Here is a 14599-nt window from a genome sequence, read left to right as displayed (position 1 = left end):
ACTCTGGCGGTTTAAATATCATCAAGGAATGAATCATCAAGTTGTTTAAATGCACGTTTCAGCAATTCAGCCAGTGATAAATAGGTTGGTGTGTTTTCCACAGGCATCATTGCGATCCCGGCTTCGGCAAATTTCTCACGGATTTCGTAAAACCATTTCAGCAAGCTTTCCGGTAAAGGCGTGGCAGCACGTTTTCCCAGCCACCATAGCCCCTGCAATGGCAGGCTACAGGCAAACAGCGCGGTTGCGACAGATGGCCCTAATTGCCCGCCCAGTGCGATTTGCCATGTTAAGGTAAAAATCGCCAACGGCGGCATAAAACGGATGCCAAAGCGGGTCGCTTTAATGATGCGATTTTCAGGAAACACAGGAGCAAGCTGTTTTTCCAGCGGCCACGTTTTCAGATATTGTTGCCCCAACTGGACTTTTTTGAACCAACCGTGGTTGGCAGGTGGCATCGTATTCATCATGACCTCAATCAATTAAAGGTATTGTTTTTAAAAAATACCTACAAAAGATAAAAACTTTTTTGTAGTATTAATAGTATTAGGTATATTTTGTCTTTATTGCTGGCAAACGGTATCCTACACAGACTTTTGTGCGGTTGCAGCAACAAAACAGAAAACCCGCCTGTTTTCGCAACATTTTGGTTCCGTTTGTTAATAAATTGCTTCATTTTTTAACATTTTTCTTATTTAAGATTAGATCACAACAAGATAATAGGTAATTCCATGTCAAGTAAGCTGGTACTGGTTCTTAACTGCGGTAGCTCCTCTCTGAAATTCGCTATCATCGATCCTGCTAATGGTGAAGAATATCTTTCTGGTTTGGCTGAATGTTTCGGTCTGCCTGAAGCTCGTATCAAATGGAAAATTGATGGCGCAAAAAACGAAGCTGCTTTAGGTGCCGGCGCTGCACACAGTGAAGCGCTGAACTTCATTGTTAATACTATTCTGTCTGAAAAGCCAGAACTTTCTGCACAAATTTCAGCCATCGGTCATCGTATCGTTCACGGTGGTGAAAAATTCACTTCTTCTGTGATTATCACTGATGAAGTTATCGAAGGTATTGAAGCTGCGATCCCATTCGCACCGCTGCACAACCCAGCACACCTGATCGGTATTGCTGAAGCGAAAAAAGCATTCCCTCATCTGGTTGAGAAAAACATTGCTGTATTCGATACCGCTTTCCACCAGACTATGCCTGAAGAAGCTTATCTGTACGCTCTGCCATACAACCTGTACAAAGAGCATGGCATCCGTCGCTACGGCGCACACGGCACCAGCCACTTCTTCGTTTCCCGTGAAGCAGCAAAAATGCTGAACAAACCAGCTGAAGAACTGAATACCATTATCTGTCATCTGGGTAACGGTGGTTCTGTTTCTGCGATTGTTAACGGTCAGTGTGTCGATACTTCAATGGGCCTGACTCCACTGGAAGGTCTGGTAATGGGTACCCGTAGTGGTGACATCGATCCGGCTATCGTATTCCACCTGCACGATGCAATGGGTATGAGCATTGATCAGATCAACACTCTGCTGACCAAAGAGTCCGGTTTACTGGGTCTGACTGAAGTAACCAGCGACTGCCGTTACGTTGAAGACAACTACGAAACTAAAGCTGACGCTAAGCGTGCAATGGATGTTTACTGCCACCGTCTGGCAAAATACATTGGTGCTTACAGCGCACTGATGGAAGGTCGTCTGGATGCTATCGTATTTACTGGTGGTATCGGTGAAAACTCCGCTCTGGTTCGTGAACTGACCCTGAAGAAAATTGCTCTGCTGGGCTTCGAATACGATCACGAGCGCAACCTTGCAGCCCGTTTCGGCAAAGACGGTGTGATCACTACTGATAACAGCCGTCCTGCTCTGGTGATCCCAACCAATGAAGAATTGGTGATCGCTCAGGATTCAGCTCGCCTGACTGCATAAGTAAGATGATTTCCGGTAACCGCCAGCATTGCTGGCGGTTATTGCTTTTGACCTGCAACCGTTAAAGAGGTTTCCGTGTCCCGTACAATTATGTTGATCCCTACCGGCACCAGCGTTGGTTTAACCAGTGTCAGTCTGGGTGTAATCCGCTCTATGGAGCAAAAAGGCGTTCGCCTGAGTGTCTTCAAACCTATCGCCCAGCCACGTAACAGCGGCTCCCAAGACAGAACCACCACTATCATCCGTTCCCACACCAGCATTCACGCTGCTGAACCGTTGGCAATGGCTCATGTGGAATCCCTTCTGGCCACCAATAAAAAAGATGTGTTGATGGAAGAGATCGTGGCTAACTACCACGCTAACACCAAAGACGCTGAAGTGGTTCTGATCGAAGGTCTGGTTCCGACCCGCAAACATCCGTTTGCACAGTCTCTGAACTATGAAATTGCCAAAACTCTGAATGCAGAAATCGTGTTCGTTACAGCTCTGGGTACTCACACTCCAGAACAGTTAAAAGAGCAGATTGAACTGAGCCGTGCAGAATACGGTGGCAGCAAAAACAAAAACATTATCGGTGTTATTGTCAATAAACTGAATGCTCCGGTTGATGAACAGGGTCGCACCCGCCCTGATCTGTCCGAAATTTTTGACGAAGCAACAAAAGCTACCGTTACAGCGATTGAGCCAGCAACTGTATTCAAAAACAGCCCGCTGCCAATTCTCGGCTGTATCCCGTGGAGTTTCGATCTGATCGCAACCCGTGCGATTGACATGGCAAAACACCTGAAAGCGGATATCATCAACGAAGGTGCTATTCAGACCCGCCGTATCAAATCCGTCACTTTCTGTGCCCGCAGCATTCCTAATATGCTGGAATACTTCCGTCCGGGTTCCCTGCTGGTGACTTCCGCAGACCGTCCTGACGTTCTGATCACTGCTTGTCTGGCAGCGATGAACGGCGTTGAAGTTGGTGCGGTTCTGCTGACCGGCGGTTATGCCATTGATGACTCTATTCGTGAACTGTGTGAACGCGCATTCAATACCGGCCTGCCGGTTTTCACCGTGAACACTAACACTTGGCAGACTTCCCTGAACCTGCAAAGTTTCAGTCTGGAAGTTCCTGCTGATGACCATGAGCGTATTGAGAAGCTGCAAAACTATGTGGCGCAGCATATCAGCAGCGAGTGGATCGATTCTCTGGCAGCAACTTCTGAACGTCCTAACCGTCTGTCACCACCGGCATTCCGCTACCAGTTGACTGAGCTGGCGCGTCAGGCGGGTAAACGTGTTGTTCTGCCGGAAGGTGATGAACCACGTACCGTTAAAGCCGCCGCTATCTGTGCTGAGCGTGGCATTGCTGAGTGTGTTCTGCTGGGTGATCCGGAAGAGATCCGCCGCGTTGCAGCCGCTCAGGGTGTTGAACTGGGTGAAGGTATTGAAATCGTTAACCCAGCGGCTGTACGTGAACGTTATGTTCCACGTCTGGTTGAGCTGCGTAAGAATAAAGGCATGACCGAAGTGGTCGCCCGTGAGCAACTGGAAGACAACGTTGTTCTCGGCACGATGATGCTGGAACAAAACGAAGTTGACGGTCTGGTTTCCGGTGCTGTGCATACAACCGCAAACACTATCCGTCCGCCATTGCAATTAATCAAAACTGCGCCAAACAGCTCACTGGTTTCTTCCGTATTCTTTATGCTGCTGCCAGAACAAGTTCTGGTTTATGGTGACTGTGCAATCAATCCAGACCCAACCGCAGAGCAACTGTCTGAAATCGCCATTCAGTCCGCAGATTCTGCGAAAGCATTCGGTATCGATCCTCGTGTTGCCATGATCTCCTACTCCACTGGTAACTCTGGTGCAGGCAGCGATGTTGAGAAAGTTCGCGAAGCAACCCGTCTGGCTCAGGAAAAACGCCCTGACCTGATCATCGACGGCCCATTACAGTATGATGCGGCTATCATGGCAGACGTAGCAAAATCCAAAGCACCAAACTCACCGGTTGCTGGTCAGGCTACCGTGTTCATCTTCCCGGATCTGAACACCGGTAACACCACTTATAAAGCGGTACAGCGCTCTGCGGATCTGGTTTCTATCGGGCCAATGCTGCAAGGTATGCGTAAGCCTGTTAACGACCTGTCCCGTGGTGCACTGGTTGACGACATCGTTTACACTGTTGCACTGACTGCTATTCAGGCAACTCAGCAAGAAAACGCATAATTTTTATGTGATCCTGCCTAATACAGTTCCGGCTTGAAGCCGGAATTGTATTATCAATGTAATATCCCCGCCCTATATTTTGATAACAATAATTATTATCACAGCAAAAATAGTAACTTCCATTTATTATTTATGCTAATCCAATCACAGAATTTTTAGTCAAAAAACTATTTCATTAGCAATCAGCTTATTGCGAAATTTTTGTCCAAACTGATCACAAAATAAAGTTGATGACTCTATTTTATCCAAAAAATAAATAACAAATTGTGATTAAACACTATTTTAAATAACTATTCGGAGAAATGAGTATGTCACAAAGACACAATAGTTCCTCTGCGCATGGCTTCCCTGAATCATCCTCAGCTACTGATAACAACAGTTCTCCCCTCTTTCACCCTCTCAGCTCAGTACAACAGGCCATCTGGTTCGATCAGGTCAGTCACCCTGAGCATACCGACTACCATATTGGTTTTTTTATCGGTATCGAAGGAGAATTTAATGAAGCCTTGTTTATACGAGCCTTTGATACTATTGTTGGCCACCGTGACTCTCTGCGATTACAGTTTATTAACACCCATACATTACCCACTCAAATAGTCGCTGACTCTCTCCCTGTATCTGTCTCCATCCATGATTTTTCATCATATCCAGACGCAGAAGTCAGAGCAAAACAACATTTGGATGCCAGATTCTCACATCCCTTCTATTTAAATGGAATGCTGTGGCGCTCCGAGCTGTTAAAGGTAAACAATACTCACTGGTACTGGCACTTCTGCTGTCACCATCTCATTCTGGATGGCAGCAGCCTGTTCATACTCCTTGACGATGTGATCAATGCTTATAATTGTTTAGTTAAGGGCGAACCTTTGGACAAGTCTTTTCCCTCTTACCTTGATTTCATTAAGGATGAACAGACTTACCTGACTTCCCGAAACTACACTGATCACCTGCAATTCTGGCTTAAACGCTATGAAAATCTGCCATCGCCGTTGCTCAATCCGGTTAAACCCAACCAAACTATACAACACAGGCAAGGTCAGCCTGTTTTGTGGCCAATAGAGCAGACACTCTTAGAACGCATCAAAAATATCGCTGCCGAACAGGGATCGTCCATTCTATATGTAATATATGCCGTTCTGGCGTGCTATTTTTCCCGGACAACGGGTGTAGATGAAATTGTCATCGGTGTTCCCACACACAACCGCAAGAATCCTCGGCAAAAAGAGACTATCGGAGTCTTTACATCCCTACTCCCAATTAAAGTGAACATTTCTCCTGAGGATACTTTCCGTGACGTTATGCACAAAGCAAAAGCGGAAATGAGAAGTTGCTATAAATATCATCGTGTTCCGATTGTCGAGCTTAACCGACAAACCCACTGTCAGCAGAAAACAGGGCGATCCCAATTATTCGATATCTCTCTATCATTCGAATCCTTTAAGACCAATCTGCATCTGGTACAAGAAGGTGCGAGTGTTACATGTTTTAAGATACAAAATAATACCCCCAGCCTCCTTGCGGTCAGAATTAAACAATATACAGGTACTGCGCTACCCGAAGATGCTGCTAACTTTGTCGCTATTGAATTCAATTACTCCAGCGATTACCTGAATACCACAGAAGTTACCACTCTCCGCTCCCGCTTTGCCGCCCTGCTTGATGCAGCTCTGACCTCACCTGATATACCAATAATGCATTTACCTGTTCTACCTGAAGAAGAGCGCCAGAAAGTATTAGTTGACTTCAATACCACTCAGGCAGATTTTCCGCAGGAAATGATGATCCATCAGTTATTCGAAGCACAGGTACAACGTTCACCAGATGCTATTGCTGTTGTCTTTGAAAACCAATTCCTGAGTTACGCGGCGCTGAACCGCCGTGCCAATCAACTGGCCCATTATTTAATATCACTGGGTGTAAAACCGGATGATCGGGTAGCCGTATGCGTTGAACGCAATCTGGATATAATCGTGAGTTTTCTGGGTATACTTAAAGCCGGTGGGGCTTACGTTCCGCTTGATTCGACTTATCCGGTTAAGCGTCTGAACTGGATGCTTGATGACTCAGCACCCAGAGTATTAATTACCCAAAACGCATTAGCTAATCAACTTAGCCACCAGACAACCACTATTGTGCTTGATATCCGGCAACCGTTTCTGACAAACCAACCAGAGCACAACCCGAATCTACAATCCATTGGATTGACCTCTCACCATCTGGCCTATGTTATTTATACTTCCGGCTCGACCGGGCAACCCAAAGGGGTGATGATCGAACATCACAGCTTGTGCAATATCATTAGCACCCAGAAAGAGGCACTAGACATCACCCCAAACAGCCGTGTTTTACAATTTGCCTCTAACAGCTCTGACTCGTCTATTTGGGAATTTTGCCTTACTTTACTTACAGGTGCTTGCCTGTATCTCGCTAAGCCTGCCCATCTCCGGCCTGGTGAAATGCTGTTCCAATACCTGGAAACTCATAGAATTACTCATGTTCCTTTTCTGACACCCACGGCTTTAATGGTCATGAAAGCGCTGCCAGCAACGGTAGAAGTCTTAGTCGTAGCGGGTGAGGCTTGCCCGCTTACGCTAGTTAAGCGGTGGGCAGGCGGACGAAAAATGTTCAACGGGTATGGGCCAACAGAAGCGACAATCACTGTTACACTCCACCTATGCGATAGCCAAACAGAAAATATCATGCCTATTGGCCGTCCAATTGCTAATACTCAAATTTATATCCTGGACTCTCATGATCAAATTGTTCCAATGGGTGTCACAGGAGAGCTTTATATCGGTGGTGTGAGTGTTGCCCGTGGCTACCTGAACCGCCCTGATCTGACAGCAGAGCGTTTTCTTCCCGACCCTTTCTCCGACAAACCCAATGCCCGCATGTATAAAACGGGCGATCTGGGGCGTTGGTTGCCTGACGGAGTGATTGAATATCTCGGTCGTAATGATTTTCAGATCAAGTTGCGGGGTTTTCGTATTGAACTGGCAGAAATAGAAAACCATCTGACTCAATGTGATGGCGTTCATGAAGCCGTAGTGCTGGTCTGTGGTGATCAGCCGGACGAAAAATGGCTGGCGGCTTATATCATTGCTGAACCAAACACTGAACTAACACCAGGAGCATTACACCGACAATTAGGGCAATACCTTGCCGCATATATGATACCCAGAGCTTTTGTTGTACTGGATGCCTTTCCGTTCACCCCTAATGGCAAACTAGACCGACAAAGACTGCCCATACCAGAACAGGACGCATTTATTACCCGCCATTATGCCGCCCCGACCGGGGAGGCAGAAATCGCACTGAGCCAAATCTGGCAAACATTGTTGGGAATAGCACGAGTCAGCCGTCACGACCATTTTTTTGAGCTTGGCGGGCATTCATTACGAGCTGTCAGCTTAATTGAACAATTGCACGGCCTGGGATGGGTACTGGATATTCGCAATGTGTTTGCAACTCCGATACTGAAGGAAATGGCAAAAGCGATGTCAACAAAAACAGTAAAACCAGCAATAAAGCAAGGAGATGCCACAGACTTTACCGTACCACCCAATTTTATTCCGGCCGGCTGTCACACTATCACGCCAGATATGCTGACCTTAGTTTCTCTGTCTCAGTCCGAAATTGATACTATCGTTGCTACGGTCTCTGGAGGTGCGGCTAATATTCAGGATATCTATCCCCTCACTCCGCCACAGGAAGGTATTCTGTTTCATTCTTTGTATCAGGCGCAGTCTGAAATTCACGGGGATACTTATCTGTTACGTACCTTACTTGCCTTTAACACCCGTGACCGCCTTAACCACTTCTTAGCTGCCGTGCAACAGGTGATAAATCGTCACGATAGTTTGCGCACTGCTGTCTGCTGGCAAGAATTGACTCAACCCGTTCAGGTCGTCTGGCGTCAGGCTACGCTGAACATAAATACCTTCACTGTGTCAGATAGCGGACAGGATGCTCCATCGCAGTTACTGGCACATACTGATCTACACAGACAACGCCTCAATCTGAATCAGGCACCGCTTTTTTCTGCTGACATTGCTTATGATCCATATAAGGATGAATGGCTGCTGGTCTTGCGTTTTCATCATCTGGTCAGCGACCATATCACACTGGAACTGATGATTGCTGAAATCAGTCAATTACTTTCTGTTCGTGATGAAGCCCACCATTTAGTAACATTACCGCCCGTCCAACCTTACCGGAATTTTGTCGCACAAACCTTGCGGCAGCCTGCTTCAATCCACGAAAATTATTTTCGTGACAAGCTGGCTGATATAGATACCCCGACCATTCTTTTTGGTATATCAGATATCCACAGCAGGAATAAACAAGTAACCGAATCCTCCCATTATCTTGATGCCTTACTGACCAAAGCGATCCACAAGCAGTCCCAACGACAGGGGGTCAATCCCAGCGTTTTATTTCATGTGGCTCTGGCGCAAGTTCTGGCAAAAATAAACGGATCGGAGGATGTCGTTTTCGGCACTGTTCTGCTGGGACGGCTGGGACGAATGAAAAACAATGCCGTTATCAATCAGATGATGGGGTTATTCATTAATACTCTGCCCATACGCTTCCGGCTTACCGACAATAGCCCCCAAAAAATTGTTCGGGAAACCTACCACTATCTGATGGAATTACTGGAGCATGAACAGGCACCACTGACTCTGGCACAGCGTTGTAGTGGTGTAGCTCCCCCACTACCACTTTTTAACACGCTGCTTAACTATCGTCATAGCCGCTCAGAAACACCTTTCGATAATTGGGAAGACATACGCCAGATAATGATACAGTCGGAGGGCAACTATCCCTTCTATCTGGCCGTAGATGATTTAAATGAAAAATTCCGGCTGGTTTGCCAGACTGTATCAGGTATCGATCCGACTCAGTTACTCACTTATATAACAACGGCTCTTACCGGTCTGGTCGAAGCATTAGCCACAGAACCACAGAAACCACTTTCTGACATCACCATTTTGCCTGCCCGCGAACGCCAGCAGTTACTGCGGGATTTCAACGCCACTTATAGTGATTTCACACAGTCTGCTTTCAAACGATCTGCTTTCAAAGAATATAACAACGTAGTACAGAGCGATCCGGCATCCCGGTTTCTTATTCATAAATTATTTGAAGCACAGGCTCAACGCACGCCGGATGCCACTGCGGTAGTATTTGAAGAGCACTCTCTCAGCTATCGTGAACTGAACCAGCGAGCCAATCATCTTGCCCACTATTTGATAGCACAGGATATACATCCTGATGACAGGGTCGCCCTTTGCACCGAGCGCAGCCTGAACATGATCATCGGAGTGCTGGGCATTCTCAAATCAGGTGCGGCTTATGTGCCGCTCGAACCAACTTATCCGACTGAACGGCTGGCCTATATACTTGCTGATGCTGCCCCTGTACTACTGCTCACTCAGAATACGGTGAAAAACAGGCTGAACTGCACTATTCCTACGGTAATACTGGATGATTTTACTCAGTCCTGCATTTCCCCGGAGTCCATCAATAACCCTGATATCCGTACTCTGGGACTGACATCACATCATCTCGCTTATATCATCTATACTTCCGGCTCAACCGGACAGCCCAAAGGCGTGATGGTGGAACATCGTAGTGTCTGCAACTACCTACTCTGGGCGCTGGAATATGGTCTGACTGAACAGCAACAGGATGGTATTGTGTCATCGCCGTTAGCGTTTGATGCCACTGTCACCAGCCTTTATCTTCCCATACTGTGTGGAGGTAAAATTCACCTGCTCCGTGACGGACAGGAATTGACCGGACTCCTCCCCCTGCTGCTTTCTCTGAAATCCGGCGCGTTAGTCAAGATTACACCCAGCCACTTCTCCGCTATAGGGCAGGAACTGAAAGCTACCGGAAGAACCTGTCCGGCACATTGTTTTGTCGTCGCCGGGGAAACGCTACCCAGCAACACCGTAGCATTGTGGAACGAATTATCGCCGGATTCCCGCATTATCAACGAATATGGCCCGACAGAAACTACCGTCGGTTGCACCATTTTTGATACTCAACATCCGAGCTGCTTTATTGATAACGTGCCAATCGGGCACCCCATTGCCAATACGCGAATTTATATTCTGGATCAGCATGGAGACCCTGTGCCAATCGGGGTTGAGGGGGAACTCTATATCGGCGGAAACGGTGTTGCCCGTGGTTATCTGAACCAGCCGGAACTGACCGCAGAACGTTTCCTGCCTGACCATTTTTCAACAAAAGCCGATGCCCGCCTGTATAAAACCGGTGATTTAGGACGTTGGTTGCCCGATGGGACAATTGAATATCTGGGACGCAACGATTTTCAGGTTAAGCTGCGCGGTTTCCGCATTGAACTGAGGGAAATCGAAACTAAATTGCGAGAATACTCAGGTGTACGTGATGCTGTCGTTATTATCCGAGAGCATTGTTTAAATAACGATGGCTTAAATAACGATGGCTTAAATAACGATGGCTTAAATAACGATAGGTTAAATAACAATGGGTTGAATAAAGAAGGTCTGAATAAAAATGATCTGATGAATGATAAACATCTTATTGCCTATGTACAGCCTCAGCCTGATACCGTACTGACTCCCGCTGAACTGCGTCACCATCTTGCCCAGCAGTTTACTGAATATATGCTACCCAGTGCATTTGTTATCCTTGATGCGTTTCCACTAACACACAATGGCAAACTCAATCGACAGGCACTGCCCGCACCAGAGCAGAACGCATTTGTAACACGTAATTACGCCGCGCCAATGAGTACTCGGGAAACTGTGCTGGCTGAAATCTGGCAAACATTGTTAGGGCCGGAGCGTGTCGGGCGCTATGATCATTTTTTCGAACTTGGGGGGCATTCACTGACAGCCGTCAATCTGCTCGAGCAATTGCGCAGCCGTGGGTGGAGTCTTGATCTCAGTGCCGTTTTTGCCAGACCCGTTCTGGCTGATATGGCAGAGAAAATACAGGCTATTCAGGATAAAAATGCTGATTCCACGGTTCCGCCCAATCTGATCCCCGCTGAATGCACAACTATCACACCAGATATGCTGTCGCTGGTTTCCCTGTCCCAACATGAAATAGATATCATCGCCACAACAGTGACGGGTGGGGCAGCCAATATTCAGGATATCTATCCGCTCGCACCATTACAGGAAGGCATTCTGTTCCATTATATGATGCAGCAACAAGGTGATACTTATCTGCTACGTCACTTGCTCACCTTTGACTCCCGTATACGCCTTGATACCTTTCTGGCTGCCCTGCAACAGATCATTAATCGCCATGATATCCTGCGCACCTCTTTCTATTGGGAAGAATTATCTCAGCCGGTGCAGATAGTCTGGCGGCAGGCGCCTCTACATATCAAGGCATTTGTGCCGGATGATGAAAGCGATATCCAAGCCCAGTTACTGGCATATACCGATCCGCTGCGGCGGCGTATGGATATAAGGCAGGCTCCGCTTTTTGCCATTGATATTGCCTATGAATCGCATCGGAATGAGTGGCTGCTGGCGCTCTCTTTTCATCATCTGGTCAATGACAATATCACCGTCAGAGTGATTATCAATGAAATGCATAAACTGCTGCATAACTCTGCCGCACCACTGACCATTCCTCTGCCGTACCGTAATTTTGTTGCTCAGTCACTGCGGGTATCGCTTGCCGAATATGAGGCCTATTTCCGTGAATTACTCGCGGATGTAGATACGCCAACAGCACCTTTCGGCATTGTGAATGTTCATAGTGAGAATAACCCCGTCACGGCCGTTACTCAGTCACTGGATACAGCGTTAAGCCGCGCTATCCGTCTACAGGCTAATCGTCAGGGAGTGAGTGCCAGTGTCCTGTTCCATGTGGCATGGGCACGAGTACTGGCAAAAATCAGCGGGCAGGAAGAGGTCATCTTCGGGACAGTTCTGTTAGGACATATGCAGGAAAACACAGAAACCGAGCAGGGTATTGGTCTATTTATCAACACATTACCCATCCGCATCAGGTTGATGAATAACAGTGTACAGGACATTGTACAGGCAACTTATCAGAGCCTGATCGGGCTGCTGGAACACGAGCAGGCTCCTCTTGCGCTGGTTCAGCGCTGTAGCGGTATCAAGCCTCCCTTGCCGCTGTTCAGTACACTGCTCAATTATCGCCACAATCAACAGGATATGACTCTGGATACATGGGAAGGCATACGCCTGAAGCTGATACCGGAAAGAACCAACTACCCTGTTACCCTGTCTGTGGATGATCTGGTGGAAACATTTCAGTTGGTCGCCCTGAGCGTAGACAGTATTGAACCGAACCGCCTGATCAATTATATGACTGTCACTCTCTCTGGTCTGGTTAAGGCGCTGGAATCTGCGCCTCAACAAGCTATCAGTAACATCACTATTTTGCCCGCTGCCGAGCGTCAGCAACTGCTGACGGGTTTTAATACGACTAAAAAGGAATATCCACAGGATAAATTGATCCAACAATTATTTGAAACGCAGGCGCAACGCACACCAGACAACATTGCAGTGATCTTCGAAGAACAATCATTGAGATATGAAGAGCTTAATCGTCGGGCTAATCGGCTGGCTCATTACCTCATTGCTCAGGGGATAAAGCCAGATGACCGGATAGCGATTTGCGCAGAGCGTAGTCTGGAAATGGTGATTATGTTGCTGGCAATACTGAAGGCCGGAGCAGCTTATGTTCCCCTCAACCCTGAATACCCGACCAATCACCTTGAGCATATCCTGACCGACAGTGAACCAGCACTTATTCTGAGCCATCACGGGCTACAGCGTCACTTGCCCGGCACCACTGTTCCCCTCTTAATATGGGAAAACCAGATATGGGAAAACAGGATACGGGAAGATAAAAAATTTCAGCCATACAGTGAGAATCAATGGGAAGAGAACCCATCTGTTGCTGATTTGGGACTGACATCCCGTAATTTGGCTTATGTCCTGTATACCTCTGGTTCAACAGGTTTGCCTAAAGGAGTAATGAATGAACATCGTGCTGTCATCAATCGCCTGCTATGGGCTAAGGATGAATACCAGTTAGCTCAGGATGATCGCGTATTGCAGAAAACCCCTTTCAGTTTCGATGTTTCAGTCTGGGAATTTTTCCTGCCCCTGCTCTCCGGTGCTCAATTAGTGATGGCACGCCCGGACGGGCATAAAGACCCCCGCTATTTGCAGGAAGAGATTGAAGCACGTGGCATTACTACTATTCACTTTGTTCCTTCTATGTTGCAAAGTTTCATTCATTTTACTCCGCCAGAGTGCTGCGCTTCTTTGCGTCAGATTTTATGCAGTGGGGAACCCCTGACTTATTCCCTGCAACAGCAGTGTCAGGTTCACTTCCCCGATAGTGCATTACACAATTTATACGGGCCGACCGAAGCCGCTATTGATGTCACCGCATGGCGCTGCAATGCCGAAAAACATGTTGGTTTAGTCCCTATAGGCTACCCGATTGCCAATACGCAAATTTATATTCTTGATAAATATCAACAGGCTGTTCCTGTCGGTGTTACGGGGGAAATTTATATCGGTGGTATTGGTGTCGCACGCGGCTATCTGAATCGTCCTGAACTAACAGCAAAACAGTTTATTCATGACCCTTTCAGCCCTTATCCAGATGCGCGGATGTATAAGAGCGGTGATTTAGGGCGCTGGCTGCCGGATGGCAGTATTGACTATCAGGGACGGAACGATTTTCTGATTAAAATACGTGGCGTTCGTATTGAGCCGGGAGAAATAGAGGCGAAACTGAGACAATACCCCGGTGTACGTGATGCCGTTGTGATCGCGCGTGAGCAACAGTCCGGCGACAAGCGTCTTATCGCCTATGTGCTCACCGCCTATGCACTTACCGGACAGAAGATGTCTGAACCGGAAACAGAACCGGTGCCCGCCATTCTGTATCGGCATCTCTCAAAACAACTTCCCGACTATATGCTCCCTGACGCTTTTGTAACCCTTGATACCTTCCCATTAACCCTGAGCGGTAAACTTGACCGTCAGGCGCTGCCTGAACCCGATCAGTTCGCCATTGTGACATCCGGCTATGAACCTCCTGTCGGTGATATAGAAACAACACTGGTGCAAATCTGGCAGAAGTTACTGAAGATAGAACAGATCGGTCGTCATGATAATTTTTTCGAGTTGGGCGGGAACTCGTTAATAATGATGCAATTAATTGTCCATATTCAGACTCAGTTTTTCATCAATATTACGATTGCGGAATTATTCAACTTCCCGACATTGCGGGAGCAGGCAAGTGTGATTTTATCGATTCAGATTAATACGCTGGGTGAAGAAAATCCCGAAGCTTTGAAAAACATATCCGACTTAATGTCACCAGAAGAGCTGGCAAAAATTGTCAACAGGAGTATAGATAAATGAGCAATTTCAATGCAAATCCGG

Annotated in this window: 4 protein-coding genes; 3 read left to right on the top strand and 1 reads right to left on the bottom strand. The window is 47.1% G+C overall.

The features are described 5' to 3' along the window. Positions 1–11: 11 nt before the first annotated feature. A complete protein-coding gene (gene yfbV, locus Xinn_RS10460) occupies positions 12–467 on the bottom strand; it encodes a terminus macrodomain insulation protein YfbV (RefSeq protein ID WP_086956171.1) in 456 nt (151 codons plus the stop codon). Positions 468–731: 264 nt separating this feature from the next. On the opposite strand from yfbV, the gene ackA reads away from it, so the two are divergent. The 3 genes from ackA to Xinn_RS10445 all read left to right on the top strand — a co-directional run bounded on the left by ackA (position 732) and on the right by Xinn_RS10445 (position 14578). Next, positions 732–1934: an acetate kinase gene (gene ackA / locus Xinn_RS10455; RefSeq protein ID WP_086956170.1), complete on the top strand. Its 1203-nt coding sequence runs from the start codon at positions 732–734 to the stop codon at positions 1932–1934. A gap of 75 nt (positions 1935–2009) precedes the next feature. Next, positions 2010–4154: a phosphate acetyltransferase gene (pta, locus tag Xinn_RS10450; protein ID WP_086956169.1), complete on the top strand. Its 2145-nt coding sequence runs from the start codon at positions 2010–2012 to the stop codon at positions 4152–4154. A 308-nt stretch (positions 4155–4462) separates the two neighbouring features. After that, positions 4463–14578: a non-ribosomal peptide synthetase gene (locus Xinn_RS10445; protein WP_099137650.1), complete on the top strand. Its 10116-nt coding sequence runs from the start codon at positions 4463–4465 to the stop codon at positions 14576–14578. Positions 14579–14599 lie beyond the last annotated feature (21 nt).

This window comes from Xenorhabdus innexi, from assembly GCF_002632485.1.
GTDB classification, from domain to species: Bacteria; Pseudomonadota; Gammaproteobacteria; order Enterobacterales; family Enterobacteriaceae; genus Xenorhabdus; species Xenorhabdus innexi.
This window is presented reverse-complemented; position numbering and strand designations above follow the sequence as displayed.